Below are 24048 nucleotides of genomic sequence, written 5' to 3' on the forward strand. Positions count from 1 at the left end.
ACTCAGTCCATCGTCGGGATGACGAACTCGGCGCCATCCTTGATGCCCGACGGCCAGCGCGTCGTGACAGTCTTTGTCTTGGTGTAGAACTGGATCGACGCCGGGCCGTGCTGGTTGAGATCGCCGAAGCCGGAACGCTTCCAGCCACCGAAGGTGTGGTAGGCCACCGGCACCGGGATCGGCACGTTGACGCCGACCATGCCGACCTCGACGCGTGCGGTGAAGTCGCGGGCGGCGTCACCGTCCTGGGTGAAGATAGCAACACCGTTGCCGTACTCGTGATCCGAGGCCAGCGCGAGGGCTTCTTCGTAGTCGTGCGCGCGCACCACCACGAGCACCGGACCGAAGATCTCGTCGGTGTAGATGCTCATGTCCTTGGTGACGTTGTCGAACAGGCTTGGTCCGATGAAGAAGCCGTTGGAGATGTCGTCGTCGCCGTACTGCTGCTCAGGCGTGCCGATCTCGCGGCCGTCGAGAACGAGCTCGGCGCCTTCCTCGACACCCTTGGCGATGTAGCCGCGGACACGATCGAGTGCGGCGGCGGTGACCAGCGGGCCGTAGTCGGCCTTGGGATCGAGGCTGTGGCCCACGCGCAGTGCGTTGGCCTTCTCGAGCATCTTCTCGCGCAACCGGTTCGCGGTCTCCTCACCGACCGGCACGGCAACGGAGAGGGCCATGCAACGCTCGCCGGCACTGCCATAGGCGGCGCCGATGATGGCGTCGGCGGCCTGGTCGAGGTCCGCGTCGGGCATGACGACGGCGTGGTTCTTGGCACCGCCGAAGCACTGCGAACGCTTGCCGTGTGCAGCGGCGGTCGAGTAGATGTACTGCGCGATGTCGGAGCTGCCGACGAAGCCGAGAGCCTTGACGTCCGGGTGGGTCAGGAGCGCGTCGACGGCTTCCTTGTCGCCGTGGACGACCTGGAAGACACCGTCGGGAAGCCCTGCCTCGGTGAACAATTCGGCCAGGCGGACCGGCACGGACGGGTCCCGCTCGCTGGGCTTGAGAATGAAGGCGTTGCCGCAGGCGAGTGCCGGGCCGGCCTTCCAGAGCGGGATCATCGCCGGGAAGTTGAACGGGGTGATACCCGCGACCACACCGAGCGGCTGGCGGACCGAGTGGACGTCGATGCCGTTGCCGGCACCCTCGGTGAACTCGCCCTTCAGCAGATGCGGGATGCCGATGGCGAACTCGATGACCTCGACTCCGCGCTGGATGTCACCGAGGGCATCGGCGTGGGTCTTGCCGTGCTCGAGCGACAGTGTGGTCGCGAGCTCGTCGGCGTTCTTGTTGACCAGGTCCACGAAGCGCATGAGGACGCGGGCACGACGCTGCGGGTTCCACGCCGCCCATTCCTTCTGCGCCTTCGAGGCGGTGGCGATGGCGGCGGCGACCTCGTCGGTCGACGCGAGCGGCACCTGGGCCTGCACGGCACCGGTACTCGGGTTGAAGACGTCGGCGAAGCGGCCACCCTCGGCGGTGACGCGCTTGCCGTTCAGGAAGTGCGGGATGGAAGGGACAGCGGGAGCGGACACGGAGATCACCTTTGATTCTTCTCGGGCGTTGCCTGGTCGGGGTCTCGGCCGGGGGCCTGACGCGTTGTTCGGGGTTTTCGGACCTGCCTCGTCGGCGTCGGAGCCGGCGGCGAGCGCCCCGTTCCGGAGTTCGGGGTTATGGCCTCTGTCACCACATAGTAGGACATCCAAGTATTTCTTCCAACCCCCTTCCCACCTGCGATTTCGCAGCGAGGAGCGGGTTAGGTTACCCTCGCTGCGAAAAGCCGACGTCGAGAGGAGTTCTGCAAATGTCGGTCGTCATCCTCTACGGAACCGAGACCGGAACGGGCGAGCTCGTCGCGGACGCCATCGCGGACGCGCTCGACCAGCACGATCCCTCGATCTACGACATGAGCGAGTACGCGGTCGAGGACCTTGCCCCGGAAGACTTCCTGGTGATCGTCTGCTCGACCTACGGCGAGGGCGAGCTCCCCACCGGTGCCGAGCCCTTCGCCGACGAACTCGAGAGCGTCAACCCCGATCTCGGCGGGCTGCGCTTCGCCGTGTTCGGGCTCGGCGACTCGATCTACGACACCTTCAACCGCGGCGGCGAGATCATCGCCGAGATGCTGACGAAGCGTGGGGCCGTCCAGGTCGGCGAGCACGCCCGCCACGACAACTCGTCGTCGATCAAGCCCGCGAAGCAGGCCGAAGAATGGGCCGAGGGCATCGCGGAACTCATCGAGGGCTGATCAGAACAGACTGGTCGACTCCGAGCTGATCATGCCGCCGGCCGTCCCACGGTCGGCGGCATTGCCGTCTCTGTGGCCACCGCCTGCTCCCATCCGCGGACAGCCGACAGCTTCGCCAGCTCACACACCGCGCGGATCATGATCGCGAGCACGATGCCGAGGAACATCGCGGTCGGCACCGAGACGTTGAGGTTCTCGCCGAGCAGCAACACGCCCAGCACCATCGCGACCGCCGGTTCGGCGACCGTCATGGACGGGAACGACGTCTGCAGGTCGCCCGCCCCGAAACCCAGCTGCTGCGCGACCACCGCACAGACCACCACCAGCACGAACAGATAGATCTCCGGCTGGACGAAGGTGCGCCAGAACTCGTGGGTCATCTGGTAGATCACCGCTTTGACCAGCAGCGCCGAGACCCCGAACATCGTGCCCGCGACGAGTCCGTAGAACAGCGCCTTGTAGTGCGGGCTGGAGCGTCGCGCCAGGATCACCAGGCCCACGACCATCCCGATGACGGCCCCGACGGTGCCCCACAGCAGGAGCGCATCCGGTCGCCGGAGTGACGGTTCCGGTCGCGAGACGATGAGGAACGTCGCGACGCAGACGACGAGCACCCCTCCCCACGCCCACTCGATGCGCGCGGGATGCCGGTGGTCCGCCCAGGCCTCCAGCGGCAACGCGAACAACACCGCGAGCACGACGAGCGGCTGTACCAGCAGGATCGACCCGAGCCCCAGGGCGGACGCCTGCAGGCCGAAGCCGCAGAGCGCGATCCCGGCACCCACCCACCATCCGACGGTGATCGCACCGTTGACCCGGGACGCACGCTGCCGCAACACGGTGCCGGCGGCGATCATCAACGCCGCCAGCACCGCCAGTAGCGCGGGAACCCAGGAGTGCACGTCCCCAAGGGTAAGGGCGTCGGGGACCCCGCGCCCGAGTCGGGCACCTGCCGGCCGAGGATGCACCCGGTGTCGCAACCCCGACAACCAGCGCCGACGACGTACATTCGAGTGCATGCGGTATCGGTCGGATCTGGAACGCCTGGCCACTCTCGACGCAGCCGCGATCGAGCGGGCCTGCGCCGACTGCACGACCCTGGACGAACTCATCGGTTGTGCCGTCGACGAACACCTCGAGTTCGATGCGCTGGCCGACGAGGCCGAGATGCACGACGAGCGCGAGCACGCCGCCTTCCTGCGCCAGGAGGCCGCCGCGTGGCGCGCGACCGTTCGCCTGTTGCGCACCATCGCCGCCGATCCGGACGCCTATCCCGCGGAGTCCCGGCGGACCGGCACCGCATGAGCGGCACACGCACCTTGATCCTGATGCGTCACGGCAAGTCGGCTTATCCTCCGGCGACGCGCGACCACGACCGCCCGCTCGCCGGACGCGGCGACCGGCAGGCCGCCCTCGCCGGGCGCTGGATGGGCGACGAAGGCCTGCGCATCGACGCGGTGCTGTGCTCGACGTCGACCCGGACCCGCCAGACCCTCGAACGGACCGGCGTGCGGGCGCCGGTCACCTTTGTCGAGGACATCTACGGCGGGGACGCCGACGACGTGCTCGAGTCCATCCGCATCCACGCGCCGGCCGACGCGGCCACGCTGCTCGTCGTCGGACACGAGCCCGGTATGCCACAGACCGCGCTGACGCTCGATCCGGCCGGTCCGATCGATCGGTTTCCGACGTCCGCGTATGCGGTACTCACCGTCTCGCAGCCATGGGAGCGCCTCGGTATGGCGCCGGACCCCGACGCTCACCTCGTCGGCGTGCGGATACCTCGGGAGGAGTGACCGCGGCTGCTCGACCCGACCCCGAGCGAGCATAGGAGCGCGTATGCGCGAGACCCAGCGGACCATCATCGAAGCCCTGGGGGTCCGACCCTCCATCGATCCCGCCGACGAGGTGGAGCGGCGGGTGGGCTTCCTCGCCGACTATCTCCGCGCGGTCGGCGCGTCGGATTATGTGCTCGGCCTGTCGGGCGGCGTCGACTCGACGCTGGCCGGGCGCCTGGCCCAGATCGCGGCGGAGCGTGTCCGGGCCGATGGCGCCGACGCGGTGTTCGTGGGCATGCGTCTGCCGTATCGGGTACAGCACGACGAGCACGACGCCGCCGCCGCCGTCGAGTTCGTGGCGGCCGACGAGACGCTGACCGTCAACGTGGCGCCGGGAGTGGATGCCCTGAACAGCGAGATCTCGGGGGCGATGGGCGCGCCGCTCACCGACTTCACCAAGGGCAATGCCAAGGCACGACACCGCATGGTCGCGCAGTACGCCGTGGCCGGCGACCGCGGGCTGCTGGTGATCGGCGCCGACCACGCGGCCGAGAACGTCACCGGTTTCTTCACCAAGTACGGCGACGGCGCCGCGGACATCCTGCCGCTGTCGGGTCTGAACAAGCGTCAGGGCCGATCGCTGCTGCGTCACCTCGGTGCGCCGCAGCAACTGTGGGAGAAGATCCCGACCGCCGACCTGCTCGACGAGAAGGCGGGCCAGACCGACGAAGACGAACTGGGCCTGACCTACGAGATCATCGACGACTACCTCGAAGGCCGCGAGGTCCCGATCGATGCGGTGGAGAAGATCGAGGCCGCCTGGCACCGCAACCGGCACAAGCGCACGACTCCGGTGGAACTCGACGACTCCTGGTGGCGGGCCTAGCGAGCCGGCGCGCGATCTTCGGGCACTCCGCGGTTTACTGTTGTCGACGTGTCTGTCTACGCAAACGGCTTCGTTCGGGTCGCGGGTGCGGTGCCCGTCCTCACGATCGCCGAACCCGCCGCGAATGCCGCACGCACCGTCGAGCTGATGCGGCGCGCCGCCGACGACGGCGCCGCTCTGGTGGTCTTCCCCGAACTCGGGCTCTGCGGCTACAGCATCGACGACCTGTTCCATCAGGACGCGCTGATCGACGGGTGCCGCGACGCACTGAGCGAGATCGCCACGGCCAGTAGGGGCCTCCGACCACTGATCGTGGTGGGTCTGCCGATGGTCGTCGGCGACGGACTGTTCAACTGCGCGGCGGTCATCCACGACGGCGAGGTGCTCGGCATCGTCCCGAAGTCGTATCTGCCGAACTACCGCGAGTTCTACGAACAGCGATTCTTCTCGGCCGCCCGCGATGCGGTGCCCACCACCGTGACCGTCGCCGGCAAAGAGGTCCCGTTCGGGGCGGATCTGATCTTCGAGGCGACCGATCTGCCCGGTTTCGCACTGCATGTCGAGATCTGCGAGGACGGCTGGGTGGCGATCCCGCCGAGCACCTGGGCGGCCCTGGGCGGCGCGACCGTGCTGGCCAATCTGTCCGGCAGCCCGGTCACCATCGGCAAGGAGTCCTACCGGAAGAACCTCTGCACAGGCCATTCCGCGCGCACGATCTCCGCGCACGTCTACGTCGCGGCGGGTTACGGCGAGTCGACAACCGATCTCGCCTGGGACGGTGACGCCCTCATCACCGAGAACGGCTCTCTGCTGGCCCGGAGCGAACAGTTCGCGACCACCGATCAGGTGATCTCCGCGGACATCGACCTCGACCGGCTCCGGCAGGAACGCATGCGGATGATCAGCCTGCGCGACCAGGCCGGCGATTACTCCGATCGACTGAAGTCGTTGCGGCGCATCGGGTTCTCGTTCGGCGAACTGAGCGGCGACGACGATGTGCTGCGCCGGGTCGTCCCCCGATTTCCTTATGTCCCGGCGGATTCCGCCGATCTCGACGAGCGCTGTGCCGAGGTCCGGCACATCCAGGTGCAGGGTCTGGCCCAGCGGTTGCGCTCGACGGGCATCGACAAGATCGTCATCGGCGTCTCCGGCGGACTCGACTCGACTCTCGCACTGCTCGTCGCGGTCGACACCTTCGACCGACTCGGCCTGCCCCGCACCAACATCCTGGGTTACACGATGCCCGGTTTCGCCACCGGCGGCGCGACGCTGCGCCGGTCTCACATCCTGATGAACTCACTCGGTGTGACCGGCAAGGAGATCGACATCCGGCCGTCGTGCGAGCAGATGCTCGCCGACCTCGACCACCCCTACTCCCGCGGCGAGAAGGTCTACGACGTCACCTTCGAGAACGTGCAGGCCGGTGAACGCACGTCGCATCTGTTCCGGCTGGCGAACCACCACGGCGCCATCGTCCTCGGCACCGGCGACCTGTCCGAACTCGCGCTCGGGTGGTGCACATACGGTGTCGGCGACCAGATGTCGCACTACAACGTCAACGGCTCGGTGCCGAAAACCCTCATCCAGCACCTGATCCGGTGGATGATCAGCAACAGCCACCATTCCGCGGAGACCACCGAGGTGCTCGCCGAGATCCTCGACGACGTCATCTCCCCCGAACTCGTCCCGGCCGGCGACGACGGGAAGATCCAGTCCACCGAGGACACCGTCGGCCCGTACGAACTCCACGACTTCTTCCTCTACTACGTGACCCGGTTCGGGTATCGGCCGACCAAGGTCGCCTACCTCGCCCGGCAGGCCTGGGGTGACCGCTCACGCGGCCCGTGGTCGGAGCTGCTGGTCGAGGACAAGCGCAACGAGTACGACACCGCGACCATCGAGCACTGGCTCGGGATCTTCCTGAAGCGCTTCATGGGCAACCAGTTCAAACGCACCGCCATGCCCAACGGCCCCAAGATCGGTTCGGGCGGTTCGCTGTCACCGCGCGGCGACTGGCGTTCGCCGTCCGATGCGTCGGCGCGGGTCTGGCTCGACCAGCTGGCGGGCGGATCGGACCGGGTGTAGCGCCCACCGGTCACGCCGCGCGCGGCGCGGCTCAGTCGCAGGCGGCGAGCAGCTGTTTGAGCTGATCGTCGAAGGCGTTGGCGATCTCCCACGGGTCGGGGGTCTGGTCGGTGCACGCCAGGATGCCGATGTTGAGGTGTCCGTCGGCGGAGAACACCGTGATGTTCAGTCCGAGTCCGTGGAAGATCGGCCCGAGCGGGTAGACGGCGGTGACGCGTGAACCGAGGAAGTAGAGCGGGAAATCGGGGCCGGCCACGTTGGACACGAGGACGTTGAAGATCGGCGGATGCGCCGAGGCAAGCTTCCGGTTGCCGTAGAACTTCATCGCCGTCGACAGTGTGACCCCCGGTGCGAACTGAGCCCAGGACCGCAGGATGTTGGCGTCGATCTCGGCGTGGTGTTCCTTCGACTTTCGGCTGAACTCCGCCTGCTTCTCGAGTCGCTCCACCGGATCCTCGACGTCAGTGGACAACTGGGTGAACATTCCCGTCACCTTGTTGGTGCCCTCGACCACGAGGTCGGACTCGTCGGCACCGTGGACGGACACCGGCACCATCCCGACGAGCGGCCTGTCGGGCAGCTCGTCGTGTTCGAGTAGGTAGGTGCGCATCGCACCGCCGACCAGCGCCAGCACGACGTCGTTGAGCTTCACCCCGAAGTGGTTCTTCACGCGCTTGACGTCGTCGAGCGACAGTTGGCTGAGGCCGATGCTGCGGTGGGGCGTGATCGCCGAGTTGAACCGGGTCCGGGGCGCCATGAACGGTGCGGGCATGGCGGACTGCCGTTGAGCCCGGCGCAGCCAGCCGACCGGGACGCTGACCGTCCGCGGCAACAGTTTCGCCATCGCCAGCGGGCGCTGGACGAAGTAGTTGATCGCCCCGGTCGCGGCGATCGTTGCGCGCGACGGCGGGCCCGCCGATTCGTGGACCTTCGACGAGTCGAGTTCGGGTGGGTCCGGTGTGAGAGTGCACATCTGGGCGAGCATCTCGGCGCTGGTGACACCGTCGGTGCCGGCGTGGTGCATACGCAGCATCGCGCAGATGCGGCCGTTGGAGAGCCCTTCGATGATCCACAGTTCCCAGAGGGGCTTGCCCCGGTCGAGGGTCTGGCCGGCGAGATGACCGCACAGTTCGGCGACCTCACCCGCACCGCCCGGCGCGGGCACCGCCACGCGATGGACGTGACGCTGGATGTCGAAGTCCTCGTCCTCGATCCACACCGGGTGGTCGATGTTGAAGATCGAGTTGTCGAGCTTTCGGCGGAAGGCCGGGATCGCGGCGACGCGCCGCTCCATCTCCTCGCGCAGCCTGTCGAAGTTGTACCCGCCGGGCATGGTGCTCGGATCGATCTCCACGAGACCGATGACGTGCATCAGCTGGCTCCGGGTCTCCAGGTAGAGGAACGAAGCGTCCAAACCACTCAACCGCTGCATGACATCAACCTCTCGTCTCCCCGCACCCGAAAGCCCCCACGCCATCATGCCGCACGCCGGAGACTCCGGAAGCGTGTTCGTCCCAGTCGATCGACCAGGTTGTCCTCCACCGCCCGGACAGGACTCAGATCGGCATCGAATCGACCATCTGGAGGACGTTCTGGGCCGGGGTCTCCAGCACCACGATCATCGCCAGTTCCCGAGCCGGGTCGTCGGTGATCTTGAAGACGCCGCGACCGTTCTCGTCGATGAGGCCGGTGCCGTGCTTCCACCGCACCGGCCGCGAGGTCGCCGACGAGCGGGAGTACTCGGCGTTGAGGGCGTCCTTGGAGGCGAACCAGAACACGCCGAACGGGCGGTCGACCGCCCCCGCGGCGCATCGCACCACGAACACGGTGCGCACCTTGCCGTTTCCGGTCTCCGACGGGCCGACCTCGTCGCGGCCGCCGGCGTACCTACGGACGCACTCGGCGTTGCCCCATCTCGCGGCGGTGTCCGGGGTCTGTGGGAGGAGCTCGGGGAACTGCGCCACGAGCGGCGCGAAGACCCCCCAGGTCGCGCCAGTGCGTACGGACTGCGACGGGCTCGGCGGCGAGACGGTGTCGCCGTCCAGCGCGGCCACCCGGTAGGTGTGTTCGCCTGCGGGCACCGAGGCGTCGACGACCTCGGTCTCCGTACCGCGGTACACGACTATCCCGTCGTCGCGGACGAGCTGATTGCCCGTCGCACCCGGCACCGCATCCCAGGTCGCGACGAGGCGTCCGGTTCCGGCGTCGAGTTTCAGGCCGGTCGGTGCATCCGGCACGTCGACGCTGGTGAGCGCACGTACCGAGAAGAAGGAGCCGACGGCGAGCAGCACCGCGGCGACGACGATCGCCGCGATCGTCCACGGCCGCACGGTCGGTGAGTTCGGCGGGGTGGTGGGCGGGCCCGCGGGTGGGGTGGTCACAGGTTGTGCCATCAGATCGGCAGCCTCTTCAGCAGATCGGCCGCAGCGGCAGCCGGTTTGCCGGGCACCACGACCCACACGACCGACTTGGCGCGGTCGCCGGTGTCATGGGCGAGGATGGCCTGCCCCTGATCACGCTGCTTGTCCGAGAGGTACAGCGTCCCCGTGAAACCCTGCGCCGTTGTGTAACCGGTGCCGCGCAGATTGTAGGCGGTCACGTCCGCCGCCGCCCGCGCCTCCTCGGGTGTGTCGTACACGTCGACGATCACCTGGTAGTCCGCATTCTTCGCCTCGTCGTCGCGGTAACGGGTGCACCACACGGTGCGCTTGGAGGACTCGAACGCGAGGTCGCCGTCCTCGCCCCAGCACCGCATGCCGTCGAAACCGTTGGTGCTCAACGGAGATGCCGGCACGAGGTCGTGGTAGAGGTCGGCGATGGGTTGAAGTTCGCCCCAGGTCATGAAGACGTCGACAGCCTCTGAGTTGCGGGAGAACTCCGAGGTCCGGCCGTCCTCGTCCTGCGCAGCGACCTGGTAGGTGTACGTACCCGGAATCGGGCGCGGTGCGGTGAATTTCGTATCGGGACCGGAGTAGATGACCTCGTGGTTCTGGGTGACGACGTAGTCGGTCGCGTCGTCGACGTGACCCCAGGACAGTTCGACGGCGGTCGTCGTCACCTCGGCGTCGGGTGCGTTCGGGGTCTCCAGTGTCCCCGCCGAGGTGCTCACGAATCCGGCACCGGCGCCGAGGATTCCGGCGATCAGCGCGACCGCCGCCCCGATCGCGACGACCGTGGCGCCACCTCCACGCCGGACGGGCCGGGCCGGTTCCGCGGCATGTGTGGGCTCCCATCCGTGCAGGGTCTCGGTCGAGACCATCGGCGGCCCCAGCCGCTCCCGGGCGGTCGGATCGGTCGCCCAATCACGGTACGCCGCAGATGAAGTCGGATCTCCGGCGGCAGGCATGCCCGGAGCCGACCCCGAAGAACCCGGAGACGCATGGGGATCCGGCTGCATACGCGGCCCGACGAGGGTCTGACGGGTGTCGAAGGCATCGTGCAGGGCGTCGGCGAACTCGCCGGCGGTCGGGTACCTGTCGTCTGGGTTCTTGGCCATCGCCCGAGCGAGGACCGCGTCGACCGCGGCCGGGAGCGCCCCATTGCGACTGCTCGCCGGCGGCGGCTCGTGGTACATGTGCGCGGTCATCAGGCCGTGCAGCGACGTCGCATCGAAAGGCGGTGCGCCGGTGAGGAGTTCGAAGGCGGTGGCGCCGAGCGAATAGATGTCGCTACGGGCGTCGACGCGTCGGCCCTCGATCTGCTCGGGCGACGCGTAATGCATCGTCCCGATCGTGATGCCGGTCCCGGTCAGGTTCGTCACCTCGTCGAGCACCTGCGCGATGCCGAAGTCGGTGACCTTGACGGCCTCGGGTGTGAGGGAGCCGGTGTTTCCGGGACGGTCGCCGCCGAGACCCGGGGTGACGAGGATGTTCGCCGGTTTGATGTCGCGGTGCATGATCCCGCGACGGTGCGCGGCGTCGAGCCCGGCGGCCACGCCGCGGACGATCGTGCACGCCAGCCGAGGGTCGAGGGGCGCGTCGGCCGCGAGCATCCGCGCGACGTCGACACCGGGCACGTACTCCATCGCGATCCAGAGCTGACCCTCGAAGACCCCCCGGTCGTAGACGGTGACGACATTGGGGTGGTGTAGCGGCGCGACGATGTCCGCCTCCCGCTCGAACCGGGCGCGGAACACCGGATCGGTGGCGTGTCCCGACCGCAGGACCTTGAGTGCATCCGACCGCGGCAGCCGCGGGTGGGCCGCCTTGTAGACGTCGCCCATGCCACCGCGTCCGAGCACGTCAAGGACGCGGTACCCCGCGATCAGGTCCCCTACCTGGTACATGACGTCCTCACCGATACCCCGTGCACCCGCGGCTTCGGGCGGATGCATAGGCACCGAATGCTACCGAGTGTCACCAAACCCCGGCCGGGTACACCGTCCGAACCCTACGATCGGCGTCGATGGAATCCACCGAGAAACTTCCCGACGCCCCGGGCGGGGCCTTCAGCGCGACCGAACTCGACGAGGCGTTCGCCGAATTCCAGCGCACGGTCGCCGAGGTCGCGGTCAGCGGTGACTGGGACCGCTACGCCGACATGTTCACCGAGGACGCCGACTTCGTCGAGCACGCGCTGGGGACGCTGCGCGGCCGCGAGGAGATCCGCGCCTGGGCCTGGCGCACGATGACCGCCTTCCCCGGAAGTCACATGACGGGCTTCCCGTCGCTGTGGCACGTCGTCGACGCCCCGACCGGTCGGGTGATCTGCGAGGTCGACAACCCGATGCGCGATCCGGGGGACCAGAGCCTCATCACCGCCACGAACATCACCATCCTCACCTATGCGGGCGACGGTCTGTGGAGCCGCGAGGAGGATGTCTACAACCCGATGGAGTTCGGCCGGGCAGCGATGCGGTGGTGTGAGAAAGCCCGCGAACACGGCAATCTCGATGAGCCCGCCGCCACGTGGATGGAGACCAGCGGCGCCTTCTTCGCCCGGTCCCACAAGAAGGGCTGACGCCGGGAAAAATCCCCGCCGACCTGCGACGAGGCGACCGAACCGATCGCCCAGGACAACCGTGACCGACACCACCGTGCACGGTCGTAACGTCGGCACCATACGGACACGACAGTGTCACAGACGGACTTGGGACCCGATCGCAAGTGCCGTAGGCTAGGGCTTTGACCAGTGGAGGAGGGCTGCGCAGTCGCGCGTCCGAGACCACCCAAGGTCCGCCCGGGTGGGCGTGACCCGCCCACGACGACGCCGCTATCCCACTCGCGGCACCGTCGCGAGGCAAGAAAAGACGACACACGTACGACATACGCGGACACCCTTCGGAGGACATCTATATGGCACGCGAGCTGACGCAACTCGAGCTTCTCAAGGAACTCGCCCCGGTTGCCGAGGAGAACGTCAACCGTCACCTCAAGACCGCCAAGGACTGGAACCCGCACGACTATGTCCCGTGGGACGAGGGTCGCAACTTCGCGGCGCTCGGCGGCGTCGACTACGACCCCGAGCAGTCGCAGCTCGACGAGGTCGCCAAGGCCGCGATGATCACCAACCTGCTGACCGAGGACAACCTCCCATCGTACCACCGCGTCATCGCCGACAACTTCTCGATGGACTCCGCCTGGGGCCACTGGGTCGGTCGCTGGACCGCCGAGGAGAACCGCCACGGCATCGTCATGCGCGACTACCTCGTCGTCACCCGCGGTGTCGATCCGGTCGCCCTCGAAGAGGCGCGGATGATCCACATGACGAACGGCTACGACCCGATGCTGGCGACCGCCGGTCGCGTCGACGAACTCGAGGAGCACGCCGACGAACTCGGCCTGCTGCACTCGGTCGCATACGTGACCTTCCAGGAACTCGCGACCCGCGTCAGCCACCGCAACACCGGCAAGGCCTGCAAGGACCCGATCGCGGACAAGATGCTGCAGCGCATCGCGGCCGACGAGAACCTGCACATGATCTTCTACCGCAACATCTGCGGTGCGGGCTTCGACATCTCCCCCGACCAGACGCTGCGCGCGGTCACCGACATCGTGACCAACTTCCAGATGCCCGGCGCCGGAATGCCGAACTTCCGCCGCCACGGCGTCCTGATGGCCAAGCACGGCATCTACGACCTTCGCCAGCACCTCGAAGAGGTCGTCATGCCGGTTCTGCGCAAGTGGAACGTCTTCGAGCGCGACGACTTCACCGCCGAGGGCGAGAAGACCCGTGAGGAGCTCGCCGCCTTCCTCGAGCAGCTCGAGAAGGACACCATCCGCTTCGAGGAGATGCGCGACCGTTCGCTCGCCCGCGAGGCCAAGAAGCGGGAGCAGCGGGCATCCTGAGCACGACCCTCTCCAGCAGCCCGGCGCCTTCGACCTCCGAAGGCGCCGGTTCTGCGTCCCCGGCCAAGCTCCGCATCGGCTCCATCGAGCTGGCGAGCCCCGTCGTCCTCGCGCCGATGGCGGGTGTCACCAACGTCGCATTCCGCACGCTGTGCCGCGAACTCGAGCTCGCCCGCACCGGGACCGTCTCCGGTCTGTACGTCTGCGAGATGGTGACCGCCCGCGCCCTCGTCGAACGTCATCCGGTCACGATGCACATGACGACCTTCGGACCCGACGAGAGTCCGCGATCGATGCAGCTGTACACCGTTGACCCGGAGTACACGTACCAGGCGGCGAAGATGATCGTCGACGAGAACCTCGCCGATCACATCGACATGAACTTCGGCTGCCCGGTACCCAAGGTGACGCGCAAGGGCGGTGGCTCGGCCATCCCCTACAAGCGGACGCTGTTCCGCAAGATCGTCGCGGCCGCCGTCCGTGCGACCGAGGGCACCGACATCCCGGTCACGGTCAAGTTCCGCATCGGCATCGACGACGACCACCGCACGCATCTCGACGCGGGGCGCATCGCCGCCGAGGAGGGTGCCGCCGCGGTCGCCCTGCACGCCCGGACCGCGTCGCAGCGCTACTCCGGCGAAGCCGACTGGGATGAGATCGCCCGCCTCAAGGAGCACGTCACCTCGGTGCCGGTGCTGGGCAACGGCGACATCTTCGAACCAGCGGACGCGGTGGCGATGATGAACCGGACCGGGTGTGACGGAGTCGTCGTCGGCCGCGGCTGCCTCGGACGCCCCTGGTTGTTCGCCGAACTCGCCGCCGAACTCAACGGATTCGAGGCACCCAGTCCCCCGAACCTGGGCGAGGTCGCCGAGATCATGGTCCGGCACTGCCAGCTCCTCGTCGACCACCACGGCGAGATGAAGGGCTGCCGCGAGATCCGCAAACATGTGGCGTGGTACCTGCGGGGATTCCCGGCCGGCTCGGAGATCCGTCGGCGGATGGCGCTCGTCGGCAGCGTCGACGAGCTGCGCGAACTGCTGTCCGAACTGCCTGCCGACGCACCGTTCCCGAGTGACGGTCATGGCCCGCGCGGCCGCCAGGGTTCGCCGGCGAAGGTCGCCCTGCCCGACGGCTGGCTCGACGATCCCGACGAGGACGTCGTGCCCGCCGGTGCGGAGATCATGCACTCCGGCGGCTGACACGTTCTGCGAAAACCGTCACAACGACGGTCCGGCTGAGTTCGATTCTCAGGTGCGATCAGTAATATGGCGCGAAGGTCCCGGCCACCCGGGGCCCTGCGTGCGTGCGTGCCGCGTCGATCAGCCCCGACGCGCGGTCATGCGCATTCGAGACCTACGGGGTAGAGGAACGTGCATTGAGTCGGACATCGGGACCGGACGAACCGGAGGCGGGAGACGAGGCCAACCGGTCTCGTCGTGGCCGTCGTGCCGGGCGTCCCGACGATGCCAACGACCGCCGTCCGCCGGTGGACCCCGGCGCTCGGGACGCCTCGCCGCCGGGAGCGCACCCGAGTCTCCGCGAGCCGCGTTCCAGTGATCGCTTCGTCCGCGGGCGGACCCGACTGACCGTCCGCGAGCTCATGGAGCAGATGAACGCGGAGGAACCCCGGACGCCCCCGGCCGACTCCCCCCGCCGCGGACGCTCCCGCGCCGGTGCGCCCGACCAGGCACCCCCGCCCGGCCCTTACGCGAACATCCCGCCGACGACCCGCAGCCGGTCCCGCCGCTTCAACCCGGCGCAGCCCGATCAGGTCCGGCCCCCTCGTCCTCCGCTCGGACGGAGCGACCAGGGCCAGCCCGCGGCCGACGATCGTCCCACCGAGATCCACCGCTTCGACAACGACGTCACCCAGAAGATCCCCACGATCGGTGACAAACCCGGCGAGCCCGCACCCGACCTGTCGGACCGCGCCACCGCCCAGCGCGCCTTCGAGGAGTCGCGTGCCCAGGACGCGCTGGTACCCCCGGCCGCGACCACGCCGGACGAACCGCCGACCCCTCGCGAACCGCTCGAACGAACCCCCGACCTGACCGGTCCACTCCAACTCCGCCAGGCGCCCCGCCACCACCCGGGGCGCGGCGGCGACCGTCGCGGTGCACTCGTCCGAAAGACCACCGCCACCGGACGCATCCTGGTGGCCATCGCATGTGTGACCGCCCTGGTCGGCACCGGTTTCGTCTGGAACTACCTGCAGTCGTGGAACGGCAACTGGCGCAATGTCACCGCCGTCGACGCCGAAGACAAGAACATCCGCAACAAGGACGCCCAAAACGGCGACGAGACCTACCTGATCGTCGGCACCGACACGCGTGGCGGCAAGAACGCGAAGGTGGGTGCGGGCACCACCGCCGATGCCGAGGGCGCCCGTTCCGACACCGTCATCCTGGTCAACGTCCCGGCCAACCGTGAACGCGTCGTCGCGGTGTCCTTCCCACGCGACCTCCAGGTGGACCAGCCCGCATGCAACTCGTGGGACAACGAGACCGGCAAGTACGGCGCGGAGATGCCGGCACAGAGCGGCGTGAAGCTGAACAGCGTCTACTTCTACGGCGGCCCGCAGTGCCTCGTCCGGGTGCTGACCCAGATGAGCGGCCTCAACATCAACCACTTCATCGGCATGGACTTCTACGGCTTCGAGCAGGTCGTACGGACGATCGGTGGTGTCGAGGTGTGCTCGACGGTGCCACTCTACGACTACGAGCTCGGCAACATCCTCCGCAAACCCGGCAAACAGAAGCTCACCGGGCGCAGGGCCCTCAACTATGTCCGCGCCCGCAACATCGCCTCCGAGGGCAACGGCGACTACGGTCGCATCAAGCGTCAGCAGCTGTTCATGTCGTCGTTGCTGCGTTCGACGCTGTCGGGCAACGTGCTGGCGAACCCCAACAAGCTCAACAGCATCGTCAACACGTTCATCAGGTACAGCTACGTCGACGGCGTCGACACCCAGTCGCTGATCAACCTCGCCGAGTCGATGCAGGGCATCGAGGCCGGTCGCGTCTCGTTCCTGACCATCCCCACCTCCGGCACGACCACCGACGGTTCCAACAATGAGATCCCACGCACCGACGACGTCGATGCGATCTTCAACGCGATCATCGACGACCTGCCGTTGCCCGGCGAGAAGGTCGAGAAGAAGAAGCCGACGTCCAAGGCGCCCTCGCGAGCTCCGAGTTCGAGGAACTCGACGGAGACCCCCGGACGGATCAACGCCACCGCGCAGAATCCCGGCAACATCGGTATCCGCGTGCTCAACGGGACCAGCACCACCGGTCTCGCCGCCGAGGTGTCCGACCAGTTGAAGCCGTACGGCTTCGACGTCCGCGGTGTGGCCGACGCCTCGGAGAGCCGGGACGACACCGTCGTGCGGTACGGCACCGGACAGCAGAACGCGGCCGCCACGCTGGCCGCCATGTTCCCCGGCGCCGAGATCCAGCTCGACCGGACGGTCAAATCGGGGGTCGAACTCATCCTCGGGTCCGACTTCACCGGCGAGCTGGGATCGGTGCCCGACGCCGGGGCCACGGTGAACGTCGAGCAGCTCGCGCCGGCCGAGAACACCGGTGATCTGCCCAACGATCTCGCCGTCACCAACGCGGGCGACACGACCTGTACCTAGCACGATCGTCCGGATGAGACGACGACGACGTCACCGCGCCGGTCGTTCACGCTGCGTTCATCGCCCGTGAGCGAAGAAGACCGTTCCCCGACGTACCCTGGGTACATGCGTACTGCCTACCAAGAGCAACTCGAGGAGCTGACCAACGTCCTGGGTGAAATGTGTGAACTCGCGGGTACCGCGATGTCGCGTGCCACCCAGGCGCTCCTGCAGGCCGACCTCGCCGTTGCCGAAGAGGTCATCGGCGACAGCGAACGGATGGCACAGTTGTCGGCCCGCGCCGAGGAACAGTCCTTCGCTCTCCTCGCTCTCCAGGCCCCGGTCGCCGGCGACCTCCGCGGAGTCGTCAGTGGTTTCCAGATCGTCGCCGACGCCGACCGGATGGGTGCCCTCGCCCTCCACGTGGCCAAGGTCGCCCGTCGTCGCCACCCGGCAAAGGCCCTCCCCGAGGAGGTCAACGGCTACTTCGCGGAGATGGGCCGGCTCGCGGTGACACTCGCCAAGAATGCGCATGAGGTCTTGGTGACTCGCGACCCGCAGGCCGCGCTGCGCTTGCAGGAAGACGACGACGCGATGGACGATCTCCACCGCCACCTGTTCACCGTCCTGATGGACCGCGAATGGCAGCACGGCGTCGCCGCGGCGGTGGATGTGACCCTGCTCGGTCGCTACTACGAACGCTTCGCTGATCATGCCGTGCTGATCGGTCGCCGGGTGGTGTTCACCGCCACCGGCAAGACCCCCGAACAGTTCCAGAACATCGGGTGATCTTCCTCGCTCACCCTTCCCGGGGAGCGAGGGCACACATTTCGAGAGGCCGAGGATTCAGTTGGATGAACTGAACTCGGTCTCTCTTCATGTCAGTGAAGATCTGGCGCGTTTTACGCCCGGGAACGATTTCACAGCTGCACATGTCCCCGTTATGGTGGCGGACATGGGCCAGAATCAGCCGATCGAACCCGATTTCAATGCGATGACCGACGAGGACGCCGCGGCAGCCGCCCACCGACGGCAGATCATCACCTACCTCGGCGTCATCGCATCGCTCACCGCTCTGCTGGTCATTCTCCTGATCAACATGTGAGCAGCAGACAGGGCCCCTCCCGTCACCGGGAAGGGCCCTGTTCGCGGGGTTGGTGCGTGCGTCAGCCGAAGCGCCCCGAGATGTAGTCCTCGGTCTCCTTCTTCGTCGGATTCGAGAACATCGTCTCGGTGTCGCTGATCTCGACCAGCTGTCCGGGCTGACCGGCACCCTCGAGATTGAAGAATGCGGTCTGGTCGCTGACGCGGGCGGCCTGCTGCATGTTGTGGGTCACGATGACGATCGTGTACTCCTTCTTGAGCTCACCCATCAGATCCTCGATGGCCAGCGTCGAGATCGGGTCGAGCGCCGAGCACGGCTCGTCCATCAGCAGCACGTCCGGGGAGACCGCGATGGCCCGCGCGATACAGAGCCGCTGCTGCTGGCCGCCGGAGAGTCCGCCGCCGGGCTTGTCGAGACGGTCTTTGACCTCTTCCCAGAGGTTCGCGCCGCGCAGACTGCGCTCGGCGACCTCGTCGAGCTCGGCCCTGTTGCGCACACCCTGGAGGCGCAGGCCGGCGACGACGTTGTCGCGAATGGACATGGTCGGGAACGGGTTGGGTCGCTGGAACACCATGCCGATCGTGGCGCGCACGCTCACCGGATCGACGTTGCGGCCGTAGATGTCCTCGCCGTCGAGCAGCACGCTGCCCTCGGCGTAGGCGCCGGGGGTGACCTCGTGCATCCGGTTCAGGGTGCGCAGGACCGTCGACTTGCCGCAGCCCGACGGGCCGATGAAGGCGGTGATGCAGCGCGGCGGCACCTCGAGGGTCACGTCCTTCACCGCATGGAAGTCGCCGTAGTAGATGTTCAGGTCTTTGATGTCGAGGCGCTTTGCCATGACGTTGTCCGTTTCTACAGTGTCGACCCGTTCACCGGGCCGGGGGTGGTCTCAGAGTCACCGAGACTCAGGATGTCTTGGGTGCGAAGATCTTCGACACGACCTTGGCCCCGAAGTAGACGATGGCCACGAGGATGACCAGGCACAGGGCCGCGCCCCAGACCTTGTCGAAGGCACCGGGCCCGTTGTTGTACTGCTGAACCATCATCAGCGGCAGTGATTCCTGGTTGCCGTCGAAGGGATTCCAGTTCATCGCGCGCGTCGAGCCGACGAGGATGAGCACGGGTGCCGATTCCCCCATCACGCGGGCGATGGCCAGCATCACGCCGGTCACGATGCCCGAGAGGGCCGTCGGCAGCACGATCTTCGCGATGGTCTTCCACTTCGGGATACCCAGCGCATACGACGCCTCGCGCAGATCCTGCGGGACGATCTTGAGCATCTCCTCGGTGGCACGGACCACGAGCGGCACCATGAGCAGCACCAGCGCGATCGCCACCACGAACCCCGAGCGGGGCAGTCCGAGGCTGGTGCGCCACACCGCATAGACGAACAGGGCCGCGACGATCGACGGAACTCCGGAGAGGATGTCGACCATGAACGTGGTGACCCGGGCGAGCAGCGACTTCTTGGTGGCGTACTCGACTAGGTAGATGGCCACGAAGATGCCGAGCGGGATCGAGATCACGGCGGCCAGTGCGGTCTGCATCAGCGTTCCGACGATGGCGTTGGCCGCGCCGCCCTTGCGCTCGGGCAGGGTCCACCAGTCGATGTCGAGCAGTGGTTCGATGCCGCGGATGACCAGCGTGGCGACCAGCCACACGAGCGGGACCAAGGCCATGAGGAGTGCGGCGATGACCGAGGTCCGGACGATGTGATCGGTCAGGCGCCGACGCTTCGCGAGCGGGGCGAAGCCGGTCGGCTTCTTGACCGGGTCGGCCGATCGAGAGGGCGTTGTGACGGTCATGGTCACTTCTTTCCGGCGACGACCGCGCGTGCGGCGGCGTTGACGATGAAGGTCAGGACGAAGAGGGTGAGTCCGGCGGAGATGTAGGCGCCGGTCTTGGCCGGTGAGTCGAACTCGGCGGCGTTGTTGGCGATCTTGGTCGCGAAGGTCTCGCCGCTCTCCATGAGGTTGAAGTTCATCGGGCCGGCGGTGGAGATGATCAGCAGCAGCGCCATCGTCTCTCCGAGCGCGCGACCGAGGCCGAGCATCGAACCGGAGATGTAGCCGGAGAAGCCGAAGGGCAGCACCGCCAGCTTGACGACCTCGAACTTCGTCGCGCCCAGGGCGAGAGCGGCCTCACGGTGCCCCTTGGGCGTCTGCATGAAGACCTCACGGGTGACCGCGGTGATGATCGGCAGGATCATGACCGCGAGCACGATGCCCGCGGTGAGCAGCGTGCCACCGGTGGACATGTTCGCGACCTGGGTGGGCTGCTGGAAGAACGGCAGGAAACCGAGGTGGCCGACGAGCCACTCGTTCACCGGCACCAGCGCGGGGCCGAGGACGAGGATGCCCCACAAGCCGTACACGATCGAGGGCACCGCGGCGAGCAGGTCGACGGTGTACGTGATCGGTCCGACGAGGCGCTTGGGGGCGTACTCGGTGAGGAAGATCGAGATCCCGAGCGCGACCGGCATCGCGATGAGCAGGGCGATGACGGAGACGACGACCGTCGCGTAGAACAGCTGTGGGATGCCGAACGCGAGTTGGTTGCCGCTGGTGATCCAGTCACCGGTGTAGGTGAAGAAGTTCTCCTCGTTCTTGGCCAGCGACGGGATGGCCTGCGCCAGGAGGAATAGCGCGATGAGCCCGATGACGAGCGAGACGACGAAGCCCGAACCGACCGCCAGGTTGCGGAACACCTGGTCGGCCACACGGTGACGCGCCCCGGAGTGCAGGTTGCTGGGTGTGGCGCCGTCGGGCGACGACTCGGGAAGGCTCGTCCCATCCGAATCCGGCGGGATCGCACCACTTTCTTTGCTCAGCGACGTCATGCGTCCCTCTTGTGCTTCCGCTCTGGTCATTGGGGCCACTTCCCGGTCCACTGCTCACAGTCCGTGCGACACGCGAAGAGTCGTGTCAGTGTGTCAACCGCACATGCGGGGCCGCAATTCCTGGCGGCCCCGCATGCACTGTTCCGTTGTGTCACGTCAGGCGTTGCCGCTGCCGGCAAGCGCGTCGATGCTGCCCTGCAGCTTGGCCTTGAAGTTCTGCGGCACCGGCACGTAGCCGATCTCCGCGAGACCGGTCTGGCCGTCGCCGAGGATCTTCGTGAACGCATCCTTCAGGGTGGCACTGGTGGCCTCGTCGGAGTAACCGGCCGAACAGACGATGCTGTACGGCGTCAGCAACAGCGGGTAGGCACCCGGGGTCTTCGACGCGAACAGCGCGTCGGTGTCGACGACGAGGTCCTTGCTGGCCGGGTTCTTGAACTCCAGCGCGTCGAGGGCCTTGCCGGCACTCTCCGCGTTCAGCTCGACCGGACCCGCTCCGAAGTCGATGTCGGCGACACCGAGCTTGTTCTCGGTCGCGAAGCCCCACTCCACGTAGCTGATCGAGCCGGGGGTCTTCTTGACCGTGTCACCGACACCGGTCGACTTCGACGCGCCCGAACCGACGTTCTTGGGAGCGAATTCCTTGCTGTGCTCATACGGCCAGTCGTTGGGCGCCGAGTTCTGCAGGAACCGCTGGAAGTTGTCGGTCGTGCCCGAGCTGTCGGAGCGGTAGACCGGGACGATGTCGCCGCCCGGCAGCTGCGCGCCCGGGTTGAGTGCGGCGATCGCCGGATCGTTCCACTTGGTGATCTTGCCGTTGAAGATCTTGGCGATGACGGCGGGATTGAGCTTGAGGTCGTCGACGCCCTCGAGGTTGTAGGCGACCGCAACCGGTCCGACGACCATCGGCAGATGCCAGGCGTCGTTGCCGTTGCAGCGATCCTTGGCCTTGGTGATCTCGTCGCCCTTCAGGGCCGAGTCCGAACCCGCGAAGTCGACGTCGCCGGCGATGAACTTCTTGATGCCGTCACCGGAGCCGCTGCCGGTGTAGTCGAGGACGATGTCGCTGTCGTCCGAGAGGATCTGACTGAAGTGCTCCATGGCCTTCTGCTGGGCGGTGGAACCCTCGCCACTCACCGTCTGAGTGTCTCCCCCACCACACGCCGTCACCAGGGTCAATGCCGCGATCGCCGACACCGCCGCCAGAGCGCCGTTCCGCTTGATTCTCACCGCAGGTGTTGCCTTTCCGTATCGTGCTCCGTCCCGAGGCCCGGGCGTCCGGAGTGTCCGAAAAGGAAAGCTAGGCGCGCCGGGTGGCCGAATCCCCGACAGAAGGTGAACGGAAGGTGAACCACCCGAGGCGGTCAGGTGCGAATGGCGTGCCGCGACCTCCGGGACCGGATGGAAGTGATCTACGCAACGCAGGTGTCCTTACTTGGCGGGAGCCACACATCGGCGACATCGTCGGGGCGATGCGGACCGCGCTCAGCCGCGGGCTTCACCCGTAGGCGACATCGACGGCATACCTGGTGAAGCCCAGGCGTTCATACGTGCGCAAGGCCGCCGTGTTGTCGCCTTCCACGTAGAGGTTGATCTCGGCGACACCGCGCCGTGCGAGGTGGTGGAGTCCGGCAAGCGTCAGCAGCTTCCCGAGCCCGCGCCCCTGCGCCTGCGGATCGACACCGACGATGTACACCTCGCCGAGATCGGCATCGTGCTGTTTGGTCCAGTGGAAACCCAGGAGCCGTGCCGGATCCTCGGCGTCGAAGGCGAGGAACAGACCTTCGGGATCGAACCAGTCGGCCGCGACCCGCTCGGCGATCTGATCGAGCTCCCAGCCGCCCTGTTCGGGATGCCAGTCGAAGGCGGCGTTGTTGACGCGCAGGATCTCTGCATCGTCGTCCGACCCGGCATAGGTCCGGAGTGTGAGACCCGGATCGACGACGAGTTCGGGGAGCTCGTGTCCCTCACCGACCGGGCGCCGTAGTTGCAGGAGTTCGCGCCGCTTCTGCAGTCCCATCGCCGATGCGAGCGCGACTGCACCGGGCAGATCGCCGTGCGCCCACACCCGGGCCGGGAGCCCTTCCTGCTTCGCCGCGGCGAAAGCGGCGTCGAGCAGCGAGCGTCCCAGTCCCTCGCGCCGCCGCTCGGGGTCGACGACCGCCTCGATCATCGACGGCTCGCCGTCCCGACCGGGCACGACGTTGGCGTAGGCACCTGTGGACCACACGTGGATGACCGGCGAATCCGCGTCGGTGTCAATCGCTTTGACCGCCTCGTCCGAGAGCGGAGCGACGCCGTCGGCAGAGGTCGCCGCACGCACCATGCGACGTGCCTCGGCGACGACCTCCGCGGGGGCGGCACCTCGTCGTACCTGCATTCGGTCAGTTTCCGGCGCTGGCACTGAACTCCTCGTCGAAGGTATCCGGACCGTGGAGGGTGTCGTCGAACTCGCCCGGATCAACTTCCGGGGCAACGTCTTCCGGCACTTCCTCGACCTCGGCCTGGGCCCCCCGACCGCGCGTGGGCCGCACCGCCTTGTATCCGACGTTGCGGACCGTGCCGATCAGCGATTCGTGTTCGCTGCCGAGCTTGGCGCGCAGACGGCGCACGTGCACGTCGACCGTGCGCGTACCGCCGAAGAAGTCGTACCCCCACACCTCCTGCAGCAGCTGAGCGCGCGTGAACACACGACCTGCGTTCTGCGCCAGGTACTTCAGGAGTTCGAATTCCTTGTAAGTCAGATCGAGGGGACGTCCACGCAGTCGCGCGGTATACGTCCCCTCGTCGATGACCAGCTCCCCGAGCGTGACCTTCCCCGACGTCTCCTCGGCGGCCACTCCGCGGGTGCGCACCACCAGCAGGCGCAACCGCGCGTCGAGTTCCGCCGGTCCCGTGCCCGGGAGCAGGAATTCGTCGATGCCCCAGTCCGCATTGACCGCGACCAATCCGCCCTCGGTCAGCACGGCCGCCACCGGCACCGAGGAGCCGGTGCTACCCAGCAGCCGGCACAGTCCTCGTGCCGCCGCCAGATCCGCGCGTGCGTCGACCAGGGCCACGTCCGCGTTGCCCGCCTCCATGAGTGAGGAAACCTCCGTCGGGGCGACACGCACGTTGTGAGCGAGCAGCGACAGCGACGGCAGGACCGACTCCGGATTGGGATCGGCCGTCAACAACAAGAGATCCACCTAGCACTCC

22 protein-coding genes are annotated in these 24048 nt (G+C 67.3%); 11 read left to right on the forward strand and 11 right to left on the reverse strand.

Features of this window, described 5'->3' with window-relative positions:
• Positions 1 to 2: 2 nt before the first annotated feature.
• Positions 3 to 1535: a CoA-acylating methylmalonate-semialdehyde dehydrogenase gene (locus GOAMI_RS12775; RefSeq protein WP_024499775.1), complete on the reverse strand. Its 1533-nt coding sequence runs from the start codon at positions 1533 to 1535 to the stop codon at positions 3 to 5.
• Positions 1536 to 1804: 269 nt separating this feature from the next.
• Between GOAMI_RS12775 and GOAMI_RS12780 the strand changes: the two genes are divergently transcribed.
• Positions 1805 to 2248: a flavodoxin domain-containing protein gene (locus GOAMI_RS12780; RefSeq protein ID WP_006436953.1), complete on the forward strand. Its 444-nt coding sequence runs from the start codon at positions 1805 to 1807 to the stop codon at positions 2246 to 2248.
• Positions 2249 to 2277: 29 nt separating this feature from the next.
• Here the strand turns inward: GOAMI_RS12780 and GOAMI_RS12785 are convergent, their stop codons facing one another.
• The gene (locus GOAMI_RS12785; RefSeq protein ID WP_006436954.1) at positions 2278 to 3150 is read right to left on the reverse strand and encodes a DMT family transporter; all 873 of its coding nucleotides are present in this window, start codon (positions 3148 to 3150) and stop codon (positions 2278 to 2280) included.
• Between the two features lie 115 nt (positions 3151 to 3265).
• Between GOAMI_RS12785 and GOAMI_RS12790 the strand changes: the two genes are divergently transcribed.
• The 4 genes from GOAMI_RS12790 to GOAMI_RS12805 are packed head-to-tail and all read left to right on the forward strand — an operon-like array spanning position 3266 to position 6997.
• A complete protein-coding gene (locus GOAMI_RS12790) occupies positions 3266 to 3553 on the forward strand; it encodes a hypothetical protein (RefSeq protein WP_006436955.1) in 288 nt (95 codons plus the stop codon).
• A complete protein-coding gene (locus GOAMI_RS12795; RefSeq protein ID WP_006436956.1) occupies positions 3550 to 4044 on the forward strand; it encodes a SixA phosphatase family protein in 495 nt (164 codons plus the stop codon). Before GOAMI_RS12790 ends, GOAMI_RS12795 begins: the two co-directional genes overlap by 4 nt.
• Before the next feature lie 43 nt (positions 4045 to 4087).
• Complete coding sequence (gene nadE, locus GOAMI_RS12800; RefSeq protein ID WP_006436957.1) at positions 4088 to 4912, forward strand: NAD(+) synthase; 825 nt, start codon at positions 4088 to 4090, stop codon at positions 4910 to 4912.
• A 48-nt stretch (positions 4913 to 4960) separates the two neighbouring features.
• A complete protein-coding gene (locus GOAMI_RS12805) occupies positions 4961 to 6997 on the forward strand; it encodes an NAD(+) synthase (protein ID WP_006436958.1) in 2037 nt (678 codons plus the stop codon).
• Positions 6998 to 7028: 31 nt separating this feature from the next.
• On the opposite strand, the gene GOAMI_RS12810 is transcribed toward GOAMI_RS12805, so the two are convergent.
• The 3 genes from GOAMI_RS12810 to GOAMI_RS12820 all read right to left on the reverse strand — a co-directional run bounded on the left by GOAMI_RS12810 (position 7029) and on the right by GOAMI_RS12820 (position 11282).
• A complete protein-coding gene (locus GOAMI_RS12810) occupies positions 7029 to 8429 on the reverse strand; it encodes a WS/DGAT/MGAT family O-acyltransferase (protein WP_006436959.1) in 1401 nt (466 codons plus the stop codon).
• Between the two features lie 124 nt (positions 8430 to 8553).
• Positions 8554 to 9390, reverse strand: a complete 837-nt coding sequence (locus tag GOAMI_RS12815; protein ID WP_006436960.1) for a hypothetical protein — start codon at positions 9388 to 9390, stop codon at positions 8554 to 8556.
• A complete protein-coding gene (locus tag GOAMI_RS12820) occupies positions 9390 to 11282 on the reverse strand; it encodes a serine/threonine-protein kinase (RefSeq protein ID WP_040004813.1) in 1893 nt (630 codons plus the stop codon). Before GOAMI_RS12820 ends, GOAMI_RS12815 begins: the two co-directional genes overlap by 1 nt.
• A 119-nt stretch (positions 11283 to 11401) precedes the next feature.
• Here GOAMI_RS12820 and GOAMI_RS12825 point away from each other — a divergent pair, with 119 nt between their 5' ends.
• From GOAMI_RS12825 to GOAMI_RS23035, 6 genes are all read left to right on the forward strand, one after another.
• Entirely contained in the window at positions 11402 to 11956 is a 555-nt protein-coding gene (locus GOAMI_RS12825; RefSeq protein WP_006436962.1) for a nuclear transport factor 2 family protein, read from the forward strand.
• A 335-nt stretch (positions 11957 to 12291) separates the two neighbouring features.
• Complete coding sequence (locus GOAMI_RS12830; protein ID WP_006436963.1) at positions 12292 to 13284, forward strand: acyl-ACP desaturase; 993 nt, start codon at positions 12292 to 12294, stop codon at positions 13282 to 13284.
• Between the two features lie 74 nt (positions 13285 to 13358).
• Positions 13359 to 14486, forward strand: coding sequence for a tRNA dihydrouridine synthase DusB (gene dusB, locus GOAMI_RS12835; protein ID WP_255219194.1), 1128 nt, complete (start codon positions 13359 to 13361; stop codon positions 14484 to 14486).
• 176 nt (positions 14487 to 14662) lie between these two features.
• Positions 14663 to 16927, forward strand: a complete 2265-nt coding sequence (locus GOAMI_RS12840; RefSeq protein WP_006436965.1) for an LCP family protein — start codon at positions 14663 to 14665, stop codon at positions 16925 to 16927.
• A 105-nt stretch (positions 16928 to 17032) separates the two neighbouring features.
• Positions 17033 to 17695, forward strand: a complete 663-nt coding sequence (gene phoU, locus GOAMI_RS12845; RefSeq protein ID WP_006436966.1) for a phosphate signaling complex protein PhoU — start codon at positions 17033 to 17035, stop codon at positions 17693 to 17695.
• 61 nt (positions 17696 to 17756) lie between these two features.
• Positions 17757 to 18011: a hypothetical protein gene (locus GOAMI_RS23035; protein WP_006436967.1), complete on the forward strand. Its 255-nt coding sequence runs from the start codon at positions 17757 to 17759 to the stop codon at positions 18009 to 18011.
• Between the two features lie 61 nt (positions 18012 to 18072).
• Here the strand turns inward: GOAMI_RS23035 and pstB are convergent, their stop codons facing one another.
• The 6 genes from pstB to GOAMI_RS12875 all read right to left on the reverse strand — a co-directional run bounded on the left by pstB (position 18073) and on the right by GOAMI_RS12875 (position 24038).
• Positions 18073 to 18849, reverse strand: coding sequence for a phosphate ABC transporter ATP-binding protein PstB (gene pstB / locus GOAMI_RS12850; protein ID WP_006436968.1), 777 nt, complete (start codon positions 18847 to 18849; stop codon positions 18073 to 18075).
• A gap of 67 nt (positions 18850 to 18916) precedes the next feature.
• Positions 18917 to 19816: a phosphate ABC transporter permease PstA gene (gene pstA / locus GOAMI_RS12855; protein WP_006436969.1), complete on the reverse strand. Its 900-nt coding sequence runs from the start codon at positions 19814 to 19816 to the stop codon at positions 18917 to 18919.
• 2 nt (positions 19817 to 19818) lie between these two features.
• Positions 19819 to 20850 (reverse strand): phosphate ABC transporter permease subunit PstC, encoded by a 1032-nt coding sequence (gene pstC / locus GOAMI_RS12860; RefSeq protein WP_006436970.1) that lies wholly within the window; start codon positions 20848 to 20850, stop codon positions 19819 to 19821.
• Between the two features lie 156 nt (positions 20851 to 21006).
• The gene (gene pstS / locus GOAMI_RS12865; RefSeq protein WP_006436971.1) at positions 21007 to 22080 is read right to left on the reverse strand and encodes a phosphate ABC transporter substrate-binding protein PstS; all 1074 of its coding nucleotides are present in this window, start codon (positions 22078 to 22080) and stop codon (positions 21007 to 21009) included.
• A gap of 268 nt (positions 22081 to 22348) precedes the next feature.
• Positions 22349 to 23230 carry a mycothiol synthase gene (gene mshD, locus GOAMI_RS12870; RefSeq protein WP_006436972.1) on the reverse strand — a complete coding sequence of 294 codons (882 nt, stop codon included), beginning with the start codon at positions 23228 to 23230 and terminating at the stop codon, positions 22349 to 22351.
• 4 nt (positions 23231 to 23234) lie between these two features.
• Positions 23235 to 24038: a winged helix-turn-helix domain-containing protein gene (locus GOAMI_RS12875; protein ID WP_006436973.1), complete on the reverse strand. Its 804-nt coding sequence runs from the start codon at positions 24036 to 24038 to the stop codon at positions 23235 to 23237.
• Positions 24039 to 24048: the final 10 nt, after the last annotated feature.

It is taken from the genome of Gordonia amicalis NBRC 100051 = JCM 11271, from assembly GCF_000332995.1.
GTDB classification, from domain to species: domain Bacteria; phylum Actinomycetota; class Actinomycetes; order Mycobacteriales; family Mycobacteriaceae; genus Gordonia; species Gordonia amicalis.